Origin of the sequence: Neobacillus drentensis (genome assembly GCF_036965425.1) — a bacterium.
In the GTDB taxonomy this organism is placed as follows: Bacteria; Bacillota; Bacilli; order Bacillales; family Cytobacillaceae; genus Neobacillus; species Neobacillus drentensis_F.
Window position 1 is genome coordinate 1 of sequence record NZ_JBALPP010000048.1, and the last position, 18615, is coordinate 18615.

20 protein-coding genes and 1 riboswitch are annotated in these 18615 nt (G+C 37.6%); of the genes, 10 read left to right on the forward strand and 10 right to left on the reverse strand.

What is annotated here, in order from left to right; translation table 11 throughout:
* Window positions 1-39 precede the first annotated feature (39 nt).
* The 8 genes from V7161_RS30400 to V7161_RS13355 all read right to left on the reverse strand — a co-directional run bounded on the left by V7161_RS30400 (window position 40) and on the right by V7161_RS13355 (window position 6777).
* Window positions 40-183 carry an IS3 family transposase gene (locus V7161_RS30400; protein WP_420491621.1) on the reverse strand — a complete coding sequence of 48 codons (144 nt, stop codon included), beginning with the start codon at window positions 181-183 and terminating at the stop codon, window positions 40-42.
* Complete coding sequence (locus V7161_RS13325; RefSeq protein ID WP_335445739.1) at window positions 144-902, reverse strand: IS3 family transposase; 759 nt, start codon at window positions 900-902, stop codon at window positions 144-146. The genes V7161_RS30400 and V7161_RS13325 overlap by 40 nt, the downstream gene beginning before the upstream one ends.
* Before the next feature lie 120 nt (window positions 903-1022).
* Window positions 1023-1223: a transposase gene (locus V7161_RS13330; RefSeq protein ID WP_335445604.1), complete on the reverse strand. Its 201-nt coding sequence runs from the start codon at window positions 1221-1223 to the stop codon at window positions 1023-1025.
* Window positions 1224-1337: 114 nt separating this feature from the next.
* The gene (locus tag V7161_RS13335) at window positions 1338-2690 is read right to left on the reverse strand and encodes a hemolysin family protein (RefSeq protein WP_335445605.1); all 1353 of its coding nucleotides are present in this window, start codon (window positions 2688-2690) and stop codon (window positions 1338-1340) included.
* A gap of 61 nt (window positions 2691-2751) precedes the next feature.
* Window positions 2752-3186, reverse strand: coding sequence for a MerR family transcriptional regulator (locus V7161_RS13340; protein ID WP_335445606.1), 435 nt, complete (start codon window positions 3184-3186; stop codon window positions 2752-2754).
* A 156-nt stretch (window positions 3187-3342) separates the two neighbouring features.
* Complete coding sequence (locus V7161_RS13345; RefSeq protein WP_335445607.1) at window positions 3343-4650, reverse strand: hemolysin family protein; 1308 nt, start codon at window positions 4648-4650, stop codon at window positions 3343-3345.
* Between the two features lie 296 nt (window positions 4651-4946).
* On the reverse strand, window positions 4947-5513 hold the full coding sequence (locus V7161_RS13350; RefSeq protein WP_335445608.1) for a GNAT family N-acetyltransferase: 567 nt from the start codon (window positions 5511-5513) through the stop codon (window positions 4947-4949).
* A 121-nt stretch (window positions 5514-5634) separates the two neighbouring features.
* A complete protein-coding gene (locus V7161_RS13355; RefSeq protein WP_335445609.1) occupies window positions 5635-6777 on the reverse strand; it encodes a histidine kinase N-terminal domain-containing protein in 1143 nt (380 codons plus the stop codon).
* A 198-nt stretch (window positions 6778-6975) separates the two neighbouring features.
* Window positions 6976-7082: riboswitch (TPP riboswitch) on the forward strand.
* Window positions 7083-7154: 72 nt separating this feature from the next.
* On the opposite strand from V7161_RS13355, the gene thiT reads away from it, so the two are divergent.
* The 9 genes from thiT to V7161_RS13400 all read left to right on the forward strand — a co-directional run bounded on the left by thiT (window position 7155) and on the right by V7161_RS13400 (window position 16015).
* On the forward strand, window positions 7155-7745 hold the full coding sequence (thiT, locus tag V7161_RS13360; RefSeq protein WP_335445610.1) for an energy-coupled thiamine transporter ThiT: 591 nt from the start codon (window positions 7155-7157) through the stop codon (window positions 7743-7745).
* Between the two features lie 145 nt (window positions 7746-7890).
* Entirely contained in the window at window positions 7891-8346 is a 456-nt protein-coding gene (locus V7161_RS13365; protein ID WP_223592984.1) for a helix-turn-helix transcriptional regulator, read from the forward strand.
* 60 nt (window positions 8347-8406) lie between these two features.
* Window positions 8407-10401 carry a transglycosylase domain-containing protein gene (locus V7161_RS13370; protein WP_335445611.1) on the forward strand — a complete coding sequence of 665 codons (1995 nt, stop codon included), beginning with the start codon at window positions 8407-8409 and terminating at the stop codon, window positions 10399-10401.
* Window positions 10402-10541: 140 nt separating this feature from the next.
* A complete protein-coding gene (sigY, locus tag V7161_RS13375) occupies window positions 10542-11099 on the forward strand; it encodes an RNA polymerase sigma factor SigY (protein ID WP_335445612.1) in 558 nt (185 codons plus the stop codon).
* Entirely contained in the window at window positions 11053-11400 is a 348-nt protein-coding gene (locus tag V7161_RS13380) for a YxlC family protein (RefSeq protein WP_335445613.1), read from the forward strand. The genes sigY and V7161_RS13380 overlap by 47 nt, the downstream gene beginning before the upstream one ends.
* Window positions 11397-11633: a sigma-Y antisigma factor component gene (locus V7161_RS13385; RefSeq protein WP_335445614.1), complete on the forward strand. Its 237-nt coding sequence runs from the start codon at window positions 11397-11399 to the stop codon at window positions 11631-11633. Before V7161_RS13380 ends, V7161_RS13385 begins: the two co-directional genes overlap by 4 nt.
* Window positions 11614-11928 (forward strand): YbjQ family protein, encoded by a 315-nt coding sequence (locus tag V7161_RS13390; RefSeq protein WP_335445615.1) that lies wholly within the window; start codon window positions 11614-11616, stop codon window positions 11926-11928. The genes V7161_RS13385 and V7161_RS13390 overlap by 20 nt, the downstream gene beginning before the upstream one ends.
* 317 nt (window positions 11929-12245) lie before the next feature.
* Complete coding sequence (locus V7161_RS13395; protein WP_335445617.1) at window positions 12246-14003, forward strand: ABC transporter ATP-binding protein; 1758 nt, start codon at window positions 12246-12248, stop codon at window positions 14001-14003.
* Window positions 14000-16015 carry an ABC transporter ATP-binding protein gene (locus V7161_RS13400; RefSeq protein ID WP_335445619.1) on the forward strand — a complete coding sequence of 672 codons (2016 nt, stop codon included), beginning with the start codon at window positions 14000-14002 and terminating at the stop codon, window positions 16013-16015. Before V7161_RS13395 ends, V7161_RS13400 begins: the two co-directional genes overlap by 4 nt.
* A gap of 121 nt (window positions 16016-16136) precedes the next feature.
* Here the strand turns inward: V7161_RS13400 and V7161_RS13405 are convergent, their stop codons facing one another.
* Window positions 16137-16757 carry an NAD(P)-dependent oxidoreductase gene (locus V7161_RS13405; protein WP_335445621.1) on the reverse strand — a complete coding sequence of 207 codons (621 nt, stop codon included), beginning with the start codon at window positions 16755-16757 and terminating at the stop codon, window positions 16137-16139.
* Window positions 16758-17030: 273 nt separating this feature from the next.
* Between V7161_RS13405 and fumC the strand changes: the two genes are divergently transcribed.
* Window positions 17031-18434 (forward strand): class II fumarate hydratase, encoded by a 1404-nt coding sequence (gene fumC, locus V7161_RS13410; RefSeq protein WP_335445741.1) that lies wholly within the window; start codon window positions 17031-17033, stop codon window positions 18432-18434.
* 76 nt (window positions 18435-18510) lie between these two features.
* On the opposite strand, the gene V7161_RS13415 is transcribed toward fumC, so the two are convergent.
* Window positions 18511-18615: small, acid-soluble spore protein, alpha/beta type (locus tag V7161_RS13415; RefSeq protein WP_335445743.1), on the reverse strand; the 105-nt coding region annotated here is incomplete at its 5' end.

Genomic DNA, 18615 nt, shown 5'->3' on the forward strand with positions numbered 1-18615 from the left:
ATTGGACTTAACCCCGTCAAGTAGACAGCTCTAAAAAGACTATGCAGCCATCGTGATCCGATATTCAACTGGAGCACGATGGTTTAGTCGTTTTTGGAATCTTTTATAATTGTAGTGATACATATATGTATCTATTGCTTGTATTAACTCTTCCTCTGTTTTACAATCAGTTTGATACAACATTTCTGTTTTGAAGTGGGAAAGAATGATTCAACACAGGCATTATCCAGGCAGTTTCCTTTGCGAGAGTGGCTGCCCTTTATGCCATATTTGTTTAATCGTTTGTTGTATTTTTTTGACGTGTACTGGAATCCCTGATCCGAATGGAGGATGGTTCCGTGCACGTTTCTTTTTTTATTTAGGTCCTCCACAGTATCCAAAACTAATTTCATATTATTCCTATCTGATAATTTCCACGAAACAATTTCGTTATTGTAAATATCCTGAATTACCGATAGGTAATAAAACCGATTCTGAAAGGGGATGTAAGTGATGTCAGTGACTAGGACTTCATTTTCCTTTCTCTCTTTGAATTCTCTGTTGACTAGGTTAGGGAATACTTTGGAACCTTTTTTGCCAAAATATCTCCACTTCCTTCTAATCTTCGACTGAATATCCATTACCTTCATTAACCGGTAAACCTTTTTATGGTTGACCTCGAACCCTTCTTCCTTTAGGGCGGTCACCATTCTAGGGTAGCCAAACTCCTTGTGTTTGAGATGGATGGAAAGCATCTGGTCCATTAAGTCCTTATCGCGTTCCTTTTTCTTTTCGCGGACCTTAATTGTCTTAATCCATTTGTAATAGCCTGACCTCTGTACCTCAGCAATTTCAGTTAACCATTTGACGGGGTATGTCCCTTTAAGCTCATGAATAATCTCAAACCTTATTGCTTTTTTGATTTCACCTCCCCGTGAAGATTTGGATACTGCTTTTTTAGGTAGTCAACCTGAGCCTTATAGTAATCCCGTTCTTGTTCTATATTTTTGAACTTTGTTTTTGGTCGTCCTTTAAGCGGGTTATTAGTAGAGGAAAGTTTTCCCCTTTGGTAAGCTGATTGCCTTCTCATACTTTTTTACCCAAGTTTTTAATGAGGTTGGGCTTGGCAATCCTAACTCCTTAGAGAGAGTCTGGTAGCTCCCATCACCATTTATGTATCTCTCAACTGCTAAACGCCTGAATTCCTCTGTATAGGTTTGAAATTTTGTCCCCTTTTTAGCCATAAAAAATCCCCTCCAAGTAGTAGTGTATCATTCCCGCCTGATGAGCGGTCTTTTTTACACTGTCTACTTAAAGGGGATAATATCATCATTTTGGTCTTTTTTAATAATATTTATTTAGGATAATACTTCCGACTTGGAAACGGCTATTTGCTTTATCGAAGCTTCACCGTTATGTGCATTTTTCGTCACTTCAATATACTTAATATGATGTTCTTCCATATCAAGGATTTTAAAAGTATAGGATTCGTGAATCATGACGTCGCCTTCTTTTGCCTCGTAATTTTCAGTTAGAATCCAGCCGCCAATTGTATCAACATCTTCATCGTCAATTTCTACGCCCAATAAATCATTCACTTCGCTGACTAATACTTTTGAATCAATGATATAATGGTTTTCTTTTATCTTCCGGATCATCGGTATTTCATCCATATCAAATTCGTCGCGAATTTCGCCAACAATTTCTTCAAGAATATCTTCAACAGTTACAAGGCCAGAGGTACCGCCATATTCATCCATTAATACAGCCATGTGCATCCGGTCTTTTTGCATTTTTACCAGCAAATCATGAATTGGAATTGTTTCTATTACTCTAATAATCGGACGAGTATAGCCTTCTAATGTTTGTTTTGATAAATTCTCATTTCCAATTAAATCTGTCACCATTTCCTTAATATTTACAAGTCCAATGATATGGTCCTTATCTCCATCAATAATTGGATATCTTGTGAATTTTTCCTCACGTGTTACCTCAAGAAAGGTCTCTAACGTATCATCCTTCGATAAAGAAACAATTTCCGTTCTAGGAACCATAATTTCTTTTGCAATTCGATTATCAAATTCAAAAATTTTATTTACATACTTAAACTCTGATTGGTTAATCTCACCACTTTTATAGCTTTCAGATAGGATAATTCGAAGTTCTTCCTCTGTATGAGCGATCTCGTTTTCGGAAACAGGCTTTAAGCCAAAAATACTGGATACAATACGCGCTGAACCATTTAGTACCCAAATAAACGGGTACATAATCTTATAAAAGATGATTAGCGGACGTGCTACCGTGAGGGTTATGAACTCAGCTTTTTGAATCGCCAGTGTTTTTGGAGCAAGCTCACCAACAACTACATGTAAAAATGTAATCGAAGCAAATGCAATCGCAATTGATAATATTTCTGTTGCTCCCTCGGGAATGTTTAGTTTTAAGAAAACAGGACCGAGCAAATGCTCTATAGTTGATTCCCCAATCCAACCTAGGCCCAAGGCCGTTATGGTTATCCCAAGTTGACAGGCAGAAAGGTATTCATCCAGATTCGAAATCACTTTTTTTGCTGAAACAGCCTTCGAATTTCCTTCTTCAATTAACTGATCAATTCTTGAACTTCTAATCTTAACAATAGCAAACTCTGAAGTTACAAAAAAGGCAGTTAATGCAATTAAAATGGCTATTAAAACCAAGTTAAATATGTCCAAATAAATTCCCTTAGCTCGTTGTTAGACGAGTAAGGAGTCACCTCCCAGTATTATACAAAAATTAGCTCGTTACACTTACGAGCGATTTTTTTAAAGCAGATCTTAGCAGACTAACATTATTAATCAGCTTTTCCTTTTGTTGTTCATCCAGTTTTTCTAAAATTGGCAGCAGGTCAAATAAATCACTATGCAGCTGTTTCATCTGCTGTGTTACCGCACAGACATGTTTATCCACTTCGGATAGGCGGATACTACCCGCTTTCCGCATTTCTAGTTTTCTTCTAATCTCGTCTAAAGGAAAGTGCAAACTCTTGCATTCTTCGATAAACTTTAAATCATTTAATGCTTCATCTGTATATATGCGGTAATTTGACTTAGAACGTTCTGCCCTTAGTAAGCCAATTGACGTATAATAGTCAATTGTTCGTTTCGACACATGCGCTATTTCTGCTATTTCGCCAATTCGATAGACAGCCCCATCATACCACCTCAACAATTTATAAAATTAACAATAATTATAAAGAATTTAAACCGTACAGTCAAACGTTCTGGTTATAGTGGTCATTGTTATCAACATTTTATGGGAAAATCTTCATTAGTATGAATGGTTAAAACAAAATATTCTAAAAATATAATCATAATAAGCGCCTCCTTATTCTGGAGACGCTTTTGCTTTTTTTACCTCTATGTAGAGAATATGATGACCTTCGATTTCCATGATTTGAAATATGAAACCTTCCTTTTCAAGCTTATCGCCCTTATGCACATCAAATTTTTGGGTTAAAAACCATCCTCCGATTGTGTCTACATCTTCTTCCTTGAGAGTAGTACCGAGAAGATCGTTTACCTCGCTAATAAGGACTTTCCCATCCAAAATATAATGATTATCGTCTTTTTTCTGTATTAGTGGCAATTCGTCCACATCAAATTCATCACGAATTTCACCGACAATTTCCTCCAAAATATCTTCAACAGTCACAATCCCGGCTGTTCCGCCATATTCATCGGATAACACGGCCATATGGGATCTGTTTTTTTGGAGTTTTACTAAAAGTTCCTGGATAGGAATCGTTTCAATTACATGTATGACAGGCTTTAAATAAGGCATAAGCGGTTCTTCACCGTTACATTTTTGCTGGATGCAATCCGTTAATACTTCTTTAATATTAACAATTCCTAAGATATTGTCCTTGTCTCCTTCAATGAGGGGATAACGAGTGTATTTTTCCTCCTTAACAATTTCAAGAATCTCTTCCATGGTGGCAGTTTTAGAGAGCGAAATTACCTCTGTCCGCGGTACCATGATTTCTTTAGCTATCCTGTCATCAAATTCAAAGATTCGATTCATGTATTTGTACTCAGATTGATTAATTTCACCGCTTTCATAGCTTTGGGAAAGAATCATCCGTAATTCCTCTTCCGATAAGCTAATATCATGTTCGGAAGCAGGCTGGATTCCAAAAAGCCCCGTAACAAACCGTGCAGAGCGGTTAAGGGCCCAAATAAAGGGATACATGACCTTATAAAATAAGATGAGCGGACCTGCAAAAAGTAAAATGATTTCTTCCGCTTTTTGAATTGCAAACGTCTTTGGAGATAATTCACCAATGACAACATGAATAAAGGTGATGGCGATAAAAGAAATAATTACAGAGATAATGTGCTCTATAGCTGGTGGAATTTGTATGAATTTAAAAACAGGCTGTAATATATTTCGGATGGTTGGTTCGCCCAGCCAGCCTAAAACTAAGGAAATAATAGTGATACCAACTTGTGTTGCGGATAGGTAACCATCTAAATTTGAGATTACTTTTTTTGCTGCCTCCGCTTTGTTGTTTCCTTCCGACAATAGCTGATCAATTCTTGTTGTCCGGACTCTTACAATTGCAAATTCAGATGCAACAAAAAAAGCGGTAAGAGTAATTAAAATAGCAATTATGAATATGTTCATTAAAATCATTTAACACCTTACCATTCGTAAGGTATGCCACCTCACTTAAAATACTCATTATTTATTATTATTTCAAAATAGGTCTTAAAAAGCAAAAAAGCCAGTTTTACAAAGGCTCTTTTCGTAAACTTTGTTGCTTTTGGAACTTATTAAGGGGAATTTACAAAGTTTCTAGGCACTTTTCGCAAATGTTCTTATGAAAAGATGCCACGAAGAATCTAGATATACGGGTTGATGAACTTATACGAAAAACAACAATCTTTGCGAAAATACCCTTAACAAAAAAACTGCTAATAAAAGCAGCTTTAGAGGTGCTTATTTATTAATCCCAGCGCATTCCACTCACGAGCTAGCATGCTATAAACAATTAAGTCATGGAAGTGGCCGTTTAATTTTTCGCCATCTCTAATTAAACCTTCCTTGGTAAATCCTAATCTTTCCGGAATGGCTCGGCTTTTCTTATTTTTCACTCCACAGCGAATTTCTACTCGATTTAACCCCAATTGATTAAAAGCATAGTTAAGTAATGCTTGGACAGCCCGGGTCATAACCCCGTGGCCTTCTGCATTTTTAGCAAGATAATAGCCAATGCTGGTCATGCTATTATGCCAGTCCATTTGGTGTAAGCCAATCGAGCCGACAAGTTCTCCTTTATAAAGAATCCCAACATTAAATCCGGTACTCTCTGCGAATTGATTAAGCCAAACAGGGATAATCGTCTCAAATTGATAGGGAGAAGTCATGCTGTCTACCCAGGGCAGCCACTTCCGTAAATGATTACGATTGTCCTCAACCAGTTGAAAAAGCTTAAAGGCATGATGCCTCTCGAACAATTGAAGCTCAATTTCATTATCGACTTTTAATGTAAACATTGGACTTTTCTCCTGCTTAAATTTTTTCCTATATCCTATGCAAGATAGGGGGAAGTCGGAAGAAGTGTCCACAATAAAAAAATCCCGACTTTTTTAAAGTGGGATTAATTTCTATCAGATATTAGATGTTCAGTTCTAAATTTAATGCAATCGGTAAATGTATGGAGAAGGTGGTTTTATTCGGTGTGGAATTACAGGCTAATTTCCCCTTGTGCTTTTCAATAATTTCTTTGCAAACGAAAAGACCTAGACCAGTACCAAGTTTTTTCGTCGTGAAGAACGGTTCAAAAATTGTTTTTTGCAATTCAGTTGGAATCGCCGGTCCATTATTAGAAATGGTAACAATAATGTATTGGTTGTCTTCTAAAGTACTGTTAATCTCAATTGTTGGCTGTGGATTTGCATGATGATTTAAAACATCAATTGCATTAAATATTATATTGATAAAAACTTGTCTAATTTCATCAGCATAACCGTGCAGCGTTATTTCCTCACACAATTCTTTGATTACTTTCACTTTTCCATCCAGTATGCTAGGGTAGAGAAAGTTCAAAACTTCTTCTATCAATTTATTTAGTTTAAAATAATCCTTTTCCTTCCCAATCAATTCTTTCTTGGATAATAACAGAAACTGAGAAATTCTAAAATTTAACTGATCTAGTTCACTTGAAATAATATCTAGATATCTCATATTTGGAAAATCAGCTTTAAGCAATTGGATAAATCCTTGTACAGATGTAAGCGGGTTTCTAAATTCATGAATAAAGCTGGATGTCATTTGCCCCAAAAGGGTTAGCCGATCCTGATGGGTTGAGTCGATGAACATAGTCTTTTCCTCGATAATTTTGTTTTTAGCTTCTGTATAATGGGATACTGCATAGTATAAAAACTTGTCAAAACAGAAATTGATCCGATTGATCGATTCTTGCATTTCCCCCCATGATATCCCCGTTTTGCTTAAATAACTGTACATAATCGTTCTGCCAAGATTTACATTATAAACAAAATCCCCAATATTAATATTGGCAATGACTCTTTCTTCCGATATTTCTTTTGCCAGCTTTTCGATTACTAATAAAAGCTCCTCTTCGGTCAACTTATGCATATTTAAGATAACATGAAAAAGTGCTTTGGCATTTTCGCTTATTTTTTCTATATATGGGTCTTCTTTAGAAATAATATATGAATTTTCCCAATCAAGAAGTAATTGATCTTTATGTTTATCAAAGAAAGCAATTAAATCTATTTGATCATTTTTAAACATACTGTCCCTCCTGAAACACATTGCGCCTTACCATCTTAATTCGCTGATAATGACAAAAATACCTCTTAAAAACATGTTAAAATTATTTTCCAAATAATTACATAGTTAATTTGTCATGAATTCTTCTCTTGAATATAGTTTGAATTTACTCTTGTATTCATTTTGAAATAGTAGTATATTCTTAATGAATTAATTGTATAGTTCCACAGGGGGAGCTGCAAATGGCGGCTGAGAGTGAACGGTTGAGTTCTGACCCTATGAACCTGTTAGTTAACACTAGCGTAGGGATGTGGTTTGCCAGATAGATAGCAATGCAGACAATCCTTATGTCTTGCATTGCTATTTTTTTGTTCACCAACATGGAGGGAGAAATTGAAATGACTAAAAGAAGTAATACTTTATTTATTACCGAGGTTGCTGTATTTACTGCGCTCGCGTATTTATTGGATTATGTGGGAAATATTCTTTCGTTTAAAATCTGGCCGCAGGGAGGCTCGGTTTCAATCGCAATGGTACCGATTTTCTTAATGGCCTTCCGCTGGGGACTGAAAGGCGGTCTTTTAACTGGATTTTTATTAGGATTATTACAGTTCATTCTTGGCTTTGCACAAGTATATACAATTATTCAGGGAATCATCGATTACTTTATAGCTTTTACAGTTGTAGGCTTTGCGGGCATTTTTGCCCGTCAAATAAGCAATATGCTTAATGAGGGGAAAAAAAGCAAATGGATTAGCTATGTAATATTTGGAGCATTCATTGGAAGCTTGCTTCGTTATCTATGCCATTTCGTTTCAGGGTTTGTTTTCTTTGGAGAGTATGCTCCAAAGGGCCAGCCGGTTATGATATACTCCCTGCTTTATAATGGGACATATATGCTTCCGAGTTTTGTAATCAGTGCCATCATTGTCGTTCTTGTTATCAGTGCAATGCCCAAGAGAATGCTAGTACGTGAAAAAAATATTTAGGCTGGTTTAGCCATTGTTGATTTTTAATTTCTCGACAAACTGCCTGCTATCAAAGAATTGATAGCAGTTTTTTTATGATAAAATTTGAATGATTACCAGAACTTGTGTAAAATTACACCATAGGCTATTGAAGGAAGGGCTTAAAATGACCAGAGATGAAATCATATTGAAAGTGTCTGAAAAGCTTCGATTGATTCGGACTGAAGCAGGCTATACCCAGGATAGAATGGCTGAAATCATTGGTGTATCAAAGAAAACACTTGTTCAAATTGAAAAAGGAAGAGTCCTTGCTAACTGGTCAACAGTCGTTGCTATTTGTGCTCTTTTCCGGGAAACGGAAACAGTACAATTTTTATTTGGTAATGAGCCACTTGAGGTTTTGGAAACGGTAGCTCGAGAAGGAATTGATTACCGCAAAACGAAAACATTAGGCGGCCGGATATGGTGGAGAGCCATATCAAAGAAAAGTGGATTTATCCTCCAACAAAATATCCTCAGTAAACATTTTAGAATATTGGATGAGGGAAATTATCGGATTTTTAGCAGCTTTGATGAGAAGCTTTCCAAACAGCGTTTTAAAGAATTGACGAAAAGTGAATAATATCTAGACATAAGATAGGGTTCTCCTGTCTTTTTTTTCTCTTCCAAATAGGAGGCATCTATGAAAAACATGAAAAAATGGCATGTAGTCCAAATCGTGGTATTATGCGGCTTAGTTATCATTTTAGGCTTCTTCGGTGCAATTTATTTTTTTTCCAAGACTGCCAATATATCCGAACTTAAAAATGAACTACCCCAGCCAACGGTTTTTTATGATGTAAACGGAAAAATAGCGAGCAAGGTTTCGGCGAATAAAAATGAGGGAGTACCAATTAAGGAAGTCCCTGAATCAATGAAGAATGCCGTAATTGCCATTGAGGATCATCGATTTTATCAACATGGAGGTGTTGATTTAATTGGAACGTCAAGGGCGCTTTTCCGTGACTTAAAGGCAGGAGGGATGGTAGAAGGCGGCAGCACCATCACACAGCAATTGACGAAAAATACTATCCTAACATCCGAAAAAACGCTAAAAAGAAAAATGGAAGAGGTCTTTTTAGCATTGGCGGTTGAGCGGGAATATTCGAAACAAGAAATTTTGCAAATGTATTTAAACCAAATTTATTTTGGAAATGGGGCATATGGGATTAAACAAGCGGCGGGAAAATACTTTGCTAAAGAGGTTAAGGAGCTTTCGATTAGTGAATCCGCTCTGCTAGCCGGATTAATTAAAGCTCCATCTGCCCTGAATCCATATGACCATATGAACAAGGCTGTTAAACGGAGAAATCTTGTCTTACTGCAAATGAAAAATCAAGGCTATATTACAAATGAACAATATGAAAAAGCCAAGCAGGAAAAAGTGGTTTTAGATGATAAAGGCGGCGACCCGTTCAGCGGTAAATTCCCTTATTATGTTGATCAGGTATTAGATGAAGCAATTCATCAGTATGGGTTATCTCAAGATGATTTGCTTACTGGAGGCTATCAAATTTATACAGAGCTTGACCCTAATATGCAATTGGTGATGGAAACAACCTATCAAAACAACAGTTTATTTCCAAAAGGAAAAGACCGGATGGTTCAAAGCGGCGGAGTTTTAGTAGACCCGAAAACAGGCGGGGTCCGAGCCCTTGCAGGCGGAAGGGGAGAACACACTTTTAGAGGCTACAACCGGGCGTCCCAATTAAAAGCACAGCCCGGTTCTTCATTTAAGCCATTAGCTGTCTACACCCCTGCACTAGAAGAGGGCTGGAAAATTACGGATATGCTAAAAGATGAACCGATGAAATTTGGAAAATATCAGCCTAGTAATTACGATCATCAATATATGGGGGAAGTCCCGATGTATGACGCGGTTAAGGAATCGAAAAATGTATCAGCGGTATGGCTTTTAAATGAAATCGGGATTGAAAAGGGGCTGGATTCAGTTAAACGATTCGGTATTTCTTTGGATAAAGCTGACCGGAATTTATCGCTTGCCCTTGGAGGCTTGCATAAAGGAGTCTCTCCGCTAAACATGGCTGAAGCTTTTTCCGTATTTCCGAATAATGGTGTCAAAGTGAAGGCTCATGTAATCAAAAAAATTGTCGAGGCAAATGGTAATGTGGTTGCCGAATGGAAAGTCAAAAAGGAGAGAGTTACGACGAAAGCAGTGACGGATGATATGACAACAATGCTGCTAGGCGTTGTAGAACAAGGGACAGGAAAAGCAGCCAAAATACCTGGCCGTGAAACTGCAGGCAAAACTGGCTCCACCCAAGTACCGATTAAAGGAATTAATGGTCTGAAAGACCAGTGGTTTGTTGGCTATACACCGCAGCTAGTGGGAGCTATATGGGTCGGTTATGATAAAACAGATGCGGAACATTATATCACTCCAACCAGCAAAACAGGTTCTGCTGTTATTTTTCGTGAAGTCATGTCGGAAGCATTAAAAAATAAACCAAAACAAAAATTTAATGTGACGCATATTTCCGCTTTGGAAGAAAAAAAACGATTTAATTTTCAAGAGGAATTTAATAATGAAATTCAAAAGTGGGAAGAAAAATGGAACAATCAAATAGAGAGATGGGAAAAGAAAGGAAAAAATAAGGGGCATGGAAAAGGGGATTAAGGGCACGGAGCAATCCGTGTCTTTTTGTTTCCAATGTTTAAGAGTAAAATAAATATAGAATGAACGAAAGTAAGTTTTGTTCGTCATAAATAAAGAGAGAAAAAACAAGGAATATGGGGGAAAGAGAGGGCTATTGCTAAATGGATGCATTAATAAAAAATGCTAAAAAAGGGGACCATCTTGCGTTTGCCATGTTGTTTAAAGAACATTATCCATTCCTTGTAAAATATTTAATAAAAATTACAATGAATCCCGATACAGCTGAAGAATTGGCTCAAGAGACAATGGCAAAATGTATTCAAAAGATTCACCTATATAATGGGCAAAGCAAATTTTCCACATGGCTCGTTTCGATTGCGACAAATACATATATTGACCAATGCCGAAAGAAAAAAAGAGAAAAGAACTGGCAGGGGCAAGAGGAAATTTATCGGAAACTGAAGTGGCATTTCGAAAGCAGAAATGAAGACTGGAATGACGCTCTTGAGGCACTCGGTAGATTGCCGGAGGACATCCGTATTCCCATTATTTTAAAGCATTATTATGGCTACTCTTACGAAGAGATAGGCGAATGGATGAAAATATCTCCTGGAACGGTGAAATCAAGAGTTCATAATGGTATCAAGTCAGTCAGAAAGGAGCTGAACCTAAGTGAAGAAACAGAAGGTCATCGTTTTGGACAGCGAACAACAAAATAAACAGGACATTTTAGCTATTTCTAAGATGCAAGAAGGTTTAAACAAAATGGAACAAATTCCAGTCTATTCACCGGACCTTCAATGGTTTGAACAAATGGTTCTAGTGGAAAAACAGCGAATCAGGAAAAAACTGATTAGGGATTTGTCTATATTTTTAATAGTAGCGATCATCATTTTGTGCGGGATTATGATTTCCTTATTTCAAATGCCGGCAGTTTTTATATTTTTACAGATTGCCACGACCATTTTTATTGCATTTTATAGTGTAACACGATTAATGAAGAAGGTGAATGGCGGATGAAAGGAGAGTATACATTAACCGTCATCATCATAGTGTCTGCTATTTTGTTAGTGCAAAGCATATATTTATTTTTAGATGCCCGTAAACATAATCATAATTATTGGCTTTGGGGAATTGTCGGCCTTATTCAAGCGCCAATGCCGATATTGTTTTATTTGATTTTTGTGAGAAAAATTTTTCGTAAAAAGAGAAGAAGTGAGGCGAATTCAAATTATGATGATTGTTACGACTGATTACCTGCCGGGCAAGGAAATTAAAGAGGTGCTTGGTTTGGTGAAGGGAAGTACAGTCCAATCCAAGCATATTGGCAAGGACTTATTGGCTGGGCTAAAGACCATTGTAGGCGGAGAAATAAAGGAATATACCGATATGTTAAATGAAGCGAGACAAAAGGCGATTGAGAGGATGGTAGAAGAAGCCAGGCTGTTAGGGGCAGATGCCATCATCGCCATGAGATTACAATCAAGTTCGGTCATGCAGGGAGCATCAGAATTAATCGCTTATGGAACGGCGGTAAGGGTGGAATAATTCTGAAAAATGGGAATTGACTTTCATAACGACTGGTGATAATCTAACAAAGGAAGAAAAAATAGGAAATGGAGGGTTGCGTCATGATTAGAAGAAGAATAGTTAATTTTAAAACTAAATATTTAAATGCAACCTGTCCAAAAGAGAATTCTCTTTAATTCCTTTAACGTACATTCAATAAATGACAAAACACAGGTTGCGTTCTTTAATGATGCGTAATGTGTGTTTTTTTGTCTCTTTTTTCCAGAGTCATACTGCACTTATACTGCGGTATGCCTCTTTTTTTTATTTTAACTGAGCAGAGGGGAGGAACAATCATGTTTTCGGTATTAAAAAAATTAAGCTGGTTTTTCAAAGAAAACTGGCAGAGATATGCTATTGCGGTTAGTTTATTAATTTTGGTAGGAATATTAGATGTCCTGCCGCCAAAATTGATTGGTATGGCAATCGATAATATTCATTTTGGGGAGATGAGTAAAAATAAAATCTTTCACTATTTAAGTGTTCTATTATTAATCATGTTTTCATCCTATCTAATCACCTATGTATGGATGTATAAATTGTTTGGCGGCGCTTTCCTCGTTGAAAGAAAACTTCGCTCACGATTTATGCAGCACCTTTTAAAGATGACGCCTGCTTTTTATGAAAAGAATCGAACAGGAGATTTAATGGCCCGAGCTACTAATGATTTAAAAGCCATTTCGATAACCGCCGGGTTCGGGATTTTAACGCTGGTCGATTCCAGTGTTTGGATGCTGACGTTATTGTTGACTATGGGATTATTTATTAGCTGGAAGCTAACGTTAGCAGCCATAATTCCCTTGCCGGTTATGGCAATCCTGATGCAGATTTATGGTAAGAGAATTCACGCTCGTTTTATGGAGGCACAGGATGCTTTCGGTGAGTTAAATGACCGGGTTCTAGAATCAGTTGCAGGAGTCAGGGTCATTCGTGCCTATGTCCAAGAACAGGCTGATCAGAATAGGTTCGATCTATTAACAGAGGACGTTTATCAAAAAAACGTAAAAGTGGCGAGGATTGATTCTTTATTTGATCCAACGATTAAGATCCTGGTTGGAATCAGTTATTTAATTGGGCTTGGCTATGGCGCCTATTTAGTTTTTCATCAAACGATTACATTAGGCAATCTTGTTTCCTTCAATGTCTATTTAGGGATGTTGATATGGCCCATGTTTGCAATTGGAGAGTTAATCAATGTGATGCAGCGGGGAAATGCTTCATTAGACCGTGTTAATGAAACATTGGCCTATCAGGAAGAGGTTGAAAATCCAAGTAATCCCGTAGCAGTCAATGCTCCTGAAAATATAAAATACAAGAGGGTAACCTTTTGCTATCCCTCCTCTAAAAATAATAATTTGGAAAATGTGAATGTCCAATTATATCAAGGTCAAACACTTGGGATTGTAGGGAAAACAGGAAGCGGAAAAACAACCTTTATTAAACAATTATTAAGGCAGTACCCGCTTGGAACCGGGGAACTATCCATTACTGGGGTTCCAATTGAAGAACAGAAGCTGGAGCAGATACGAAATTGGATTGGCTATGTACCCCAGGACCATGTTTTATTTTCAAGAAGTGTAAAGGAGAATATTCTCTTTGGCAGAAAGGATGCAAGCGATCAAGAGTTAGAGAATGCTATCGATCTTGCTGCATTTCGGAAGGATCTTGAGACACTTCCGGAAGGGATAAGTACATTGGTGGGTGAAAAAGGGGTAGCTCTTTCCGGGGGGCAAAAGCAGAGGATTTCGATTGCACGTGCCCTCATTAAAAATCCGGAAATTCTCATTCTTGACGATTCATTATCAGCGGTTGATGCCAAAACCGAAAAAAGAATTATTGAGAATATTCGTCAAGTGAGAAATAACAAAACTACGATTATCACCACTCACCGAATGTCGGCTATACAGCATGCTGATCATATTATTGTCCTTGATGAAGGAAGAATTATTGAAGAAGGGACACATAAAAAGCTCATAGAGGTTGACGGGTGGTATAAAGAACAATTTTTACGACAGCAAATTGAAGGAAACGTTGAAGAGGAGGTGTCAGCATGACCACAGGCAGACGATTATTTGGATATGCATTAGCTTATAAAAAGATTATTATAGCTGCATTGGTTATGCTCACTATCTCGGTCGTAACAGATTTAGCAGGCCCCTTTATTGCCAAAAAAGTGATAGACCAACATATTTTAGGGATTGAGACAAAATGGTATGTATCCAAGAAGGACGCAAATGCGGTAGAGTATAATGGCCAATTTTACAAAAGAGGAAAGTATTTTGTAGATGGTGAACAAAAAGGGCAGCAAATCAGGATTCTGCAAGTAGGCTCAAAATTTATTTTCCTTGATAGGAAGTTGGATTTTGATGGAAGAAGAACGATTACTGAAGGGTCCTTAGTTATTGAAAAAGGGAAAAAGAAAGTAGTTTATCCAGTAAAAATCCTAAAGGGCGAAGAACTCCTTAAATTTTATCAGCCGGAAATTCCGTCGATTATCCAATTATTGATCATTTATTTCGGCTTATTAGTTGTTTCAGCCATTTTTCAATTTGGCGAACACTATCTTCTGAAAAAATCGGCAAACCGAATTATTCAAAAAATGCGTGGAGATATTTTTGGCCATATCCAACGACTTCCAATCCAATATTTCGATAATCTGCCTGCAGGAAAAGTTGTGGCGAGAATTACGAATGATACTGAAGCGATCCGCGAACTTTACGTTACCGTTCTTGCTACCTTTTTTACGAGCGTAATTTATATTACAGGTATATATATTGCCTTGTTTATTTTGAACGTGAAGTTAGCCGCGATTTGTTTAGTATTGCTGCCAATCCTGTATATTTGGATGTTGGGTTACCGTAAGTATGCATCCAAATATAATCGTGTTATTCGATCGCGCAATAGTGACATCAATGCCATGATCAATGAATCCATTCAGGGAATGACGATTATTCAGGCGTTTAGCAGGGAAGAGGAGACGAAAGAGGAGTTTGAAAAGCTTAATCAAGAGCATTTTACTTATCAAACCAAATTATTAAGCTTGAATTCCTTAACATCCCATAACCTTGTTGGGATATTAAGAAACCTAATATTTGTGGCTTTTATTTGGTATTTTGGGGCTCAATCGCTTCTGCCAGCAAATATTATTTCACTTGGAATGCTCTATGCCTTTGTAGATTATATAAATCGTCTCTTCCAGCCAATTCAGGGTATTGTAAATCAATTAGCTAATTTGGAGCAGGCTCTGGTTGCGGGTGAGCGCGTGTTTAAACTAATGGATGAACAAGGTGAAAATGTCAGCACTGAGCGGATATCAAGGTTTAAAGGAAATGTATCTTTTGATAATGTTTCTTTTGGATATAAGGATGGTGAGTATGTCCTTAAGAATATCGATTTCCAGGCAAAGCAGGGTGAAACTGTCGCCCTGGTAGGCCACACTGGTTCTGGGAAAAGTTCAATTATGAATTTACTGTTCCGTTTTTATGACTGCCAAAAAGGGAAAATTACGATTGATGGAAAAGATGTAGAAAGTTTTCCGCGGCAAACTGTCCGAAATCATATGGGGATTGTCCTGCAGGATCCTTATTTGTTTTCAGGGACAATTGCTTCGAATGTCAGTCTAAATGATCCTTCAATTACGAGGGAAAAGGTGGAAAAAGCCTTGAAGGATGTTGGGGCAGATAAGGTGTTTAGAAATTTAGATAATGGGTATGACGAACCGGTTATTGAGAAGGGAAGCACTCTTTCAAGCGGACAAAGGCAGCTGATTTCGTTTGCACGTGCGCTAGCATTTAATCCGGCAATTCTTATTCTCGATGAAGCAACTTCCAGTATTGATACCGAAACGGAAGCTGTTATTCAAGAAGCAATGGAAGTGTTAAAGAAAGGAAGAACAACTTTTATTATTGCCCACCGCTTATCAACCATCCGAAATGCCGATCAAATTCTTGTCCTAGATCGGGGAACGATTGTGGAGAGAGGAACACATGACGATTTAATGGCCGGTAAGGGCAAATATTATCAAATGTATCAGCTGCAGCAAGGTGGCAGTGAATTGGCTGGTTAGATAGATGAGGCCCTTCTTTATAGAAGGGTCTCATTTTTTAATAGGCGGTGTTAAAGGGATTGTTGATTTTTTAACACTGTTGATTGGAGCGCAAATCAACAGCCATGTTTAACAAAGCCTTTTAATAGGTAAGTCCAACCCTTGAGCCAATAAATTTATTGCTGAAAAGCTGTTGAAATGCAAAATCCCCTGTATCATAGATCGAAATAGAAGAAGGATTTTCGGGAAGAATATCTTTTTCGTATCGATATTGCTCCAGTCTTTCTCCAACTGGTAAATAGGTGGGACAAACGATAGTCCAATCTAGCCCTGAAGCCTTTAACAACAAATAAGCCTTTAAATGCTCCTCGGCATCACGTGTATTTTTTCTTTTCGACTCAGTCGATTGGTAGCGATATAATTGCGGGGCAGATCGGGCCTGGAGGATTCCGGCTGTTCCAATAGTAATAATCCTTTTGAGTCCTTCCCTTTTCATATTACTGATAATTAACGGCATAGATTGAGAAAGTGTGCTGTTTCCATCCGTATTTAATGCGCTTATTACAATGTCAGTCCCCTTCATTGTCTGTGCAATATCCTCTTCATTTAAAACGTTCCCTGTCCGGACTTTAAGTAAGCTCGAATCCGTATTTAGTTTTTCCAAATCCCTCACCAGCGCTTGTATAGAAATTTGATTAGATAACGCATTTTCTAAAATCACAGAGCCTACTCTGCCGGTTGCTCCGAAAAGGCAAATGTTCACAAAAAATTCACTCCTTTGACACCAAAGTGTAATGATTATCACAGGTAAATAAACCCTCTCGTGATAGATTAAAATTGTTTAACAATTTTATCTAAATTGGGGTGGTATAGTATAATGTCAGATTATTCAATTGTCCTATTAATCGGCAGCTTTTTAATTCTTTCTTATTATATCGGATATACGATCTATAAAGCATAAACTGCAGACAAGCGTCTGCAGTTTTTTTTATTTCTGGTAAGAATTGCCTTCGGAATGGGAATATATATTGAAGTAATGCAAAAAAGTGAGGTGGAATCCTTGGAGAATTTTAGAGTCGAAAAAGACACGCTGGGTGAGGTGAAAGTACCAGCAAATAAATTTTGGGGGGCACAAACACAGCGCAGCAAAGAAAATTTTAAAATTGGCACCGAGAAAATGCCGATTGAACTAATTTATGGTTTAGCATTTATAAAAAAAGCAGCCGCAACTGTAAATTTCCAAGTAGGAAAGCTAAGTGAATTAAAAATGAATGCAATTAACCATGTATGCGGTGAACTTCTAAATGGAGATTTTGATGACCACTTTCCCTTAATTGTATGGCAGACAGGCAGCGGAACGCAATCCAATATGAATGTTAATGAAGTGATTGCTAATCGGGCCAATGAATGGTTAAGAGAGCAAGGCAGCGACCAATATGTTCATCCAAATGATGATGTCAATATGTCCCAAAGCTCGAATGATACGTTTCCAACCGCGATGCACATTGCTGCTTATATAAAAATAACTAAAAACCTGCTTCCAGCCATACAGGAGTTGAAAAGCACCCTGCTAGAAAAAGAAAATTCTTTTTCTAAAATTGTTAAAATCGGAAGAACCCACCTGCAGGATGCAACTCCATTAACACTTGGACAGGAAATAAGCGGATGGCGGTTCATGCTTGATAAGAATGAAAAAATGGTCTCAGAAGCAAGCCATTATTTGCTTGATTTAGCCATTGGAGCGACCGCTGTTGGAACAGGCATTAATGCAGGCACTGAATTTGGAAAAAAGATGGCTGAACAGCTTTCAAAGCTTACTGGTTTTACATTTAGGTCTTCAGAAAATAAATTTCATGCACTGACAAGCCACGATGAAATTGTTTATACCCATGGTGCCCTAAAAGCATTAGCGGCTGACCTAATGAAAATTGCAAATGATATTCGCTGGCTTGCAAGCGGGCCAAGAAGCGGGATTGGAGAAATTAGCATTCCTGCTAATGAGCCCGGCAGCTCCATCATGCCTGGGAAGGTAAATCCTACTCAAAGTGAAGCCTTGACGATGATTGTATGTCAGGTCTTTGGTAATGACACGAGCATCAGTATGGCTGCAAGTCAAGGGAATTTTGAGTTAAATGTCTTTAAACCAGTGATTATTTATAATCTAATCCAATCCATCAGACTTCTGACAGATGGTATCCGGTCATTTAATGAAAATTGTGCTTATGGAATAGAAGCAAATGAACAAGTCATTAAGGAACATGTGGCACGCTCCTTAATGTTGGTCACAGCCCTAAATCCGCATATAGGTTATGAAAAAGCAGCAGAGATTGCTAAATTGGCGTTCAAAGAAAATAGCACCTTGAAAGAAGCCGCAATCAAAACTGGTTATGTTTCAGAAGAACAATTTGACCAATGGATCAAACCAGAAAATATGATTTAAATGAAAGCCCCCTCCAGCAGTAGTGGAGGGGGCTTAAGCCATATTATTTAATTGGTATATATGGGTTTGCTAAAAATTAACGGTATCCGCCGCCAAGTTGAGATTCAGCCATTTGAACAAGACGCTTTGTGATTTCTCCACCGACAGAACCGTTGGCACGTGAAGTAGTGTCTGCACCAAG

Coding starts and splice junctions, on each gene's coding strand:
- V7161_RS30400 (WP_420491621.1), bottom strand. CDS start 183: ATGTTGTATCAAACTGATTGTAAAACAGAGGAAGAGTTAATACAAGCA.
- V7161_RS13330 (WP_335445604.1), bottom strand. CDS start 1,223: ATGGCTAAAAAGGGGACAAAATTTCAAACCTATACAGAGGAATTCAGG.
- V7161_RS13345 (WP_335445607.1), bottom strand. CDS start 4,650: ATGATTTTAATGAACATATTCATAATTGCTATTTTAATTACTCTTACC.
- V7161_RS13350 (WP_335445608.1), bottom strand. CDS start 5,513: ATGTTTACATTAAAAGTCGATAATGAAATTGAGCTTCAATTGTTCGAG.
- V7161_RS13355 (WP_335445609.1), bottom strand. CDS start 6,777: ATGTTTAAAAATGATCAAATAGATTTAATTGCTTTCTTTGATAAACAT.
- thiT (WP_335445610.1), top strand. CDS start 7,155: ATGACTAAAAGAAGTAATACTTTATTTATTACCGAGGTTGCTGTATTT.
- V7161_RS13365 (WP_223592984.1), top strand. CDS start 7,891: ATGACCAGAGATGAAATCATATTGAAAGTGTCTGAAAAGCTTCGATTG.
- V7161_RS13370 (WP_335445611.1), top strand. CDS start 8,407: ATGAAAAACATGAAAAAATGGCATGTAGTCCAAATCGTGGTATTATGC.
- sigY (WP_335445612.1), top strand. CDS start 10,542: ATGGATGCATTAATAAAAAATGCTAAAAAAGGGGACCATCTTGCGTTT.
- V7161_RS13385 (WP_335445614.1), top strand. CDS start 11,397: ATGAAAGGAGAGTATACATTAACCGTCATCATCATAGTGTCTGCTATT.
- V7161_RS13390 (WP_335445615.1), top strand. CDS start 11,614: ATGATGATTGTTACGACTGATTACCTGCCGGGCAAGGAAATTAAAGAG.
- V7161_RS13395 (WP_335445617.1), top strand. CDS start 12,246: ATGTTTTCGGTATTAAAAAAATTAAGCTGGTTTTTCAAAGAAAACTGG.
- V7161_RS13400 (WP_335445619.1), top strand. CDS start 14,000: ATGACCACAGGCAGACGATTATTTGGATATGCATTAGCTTATAAAAAG.
- fumC (WP_335445741.1), top strand. CDS start 17,031: ATGCAAAAAAGTGAGGTGGAATCCTTGGAGAATTTTAGAGTCGAAAAA.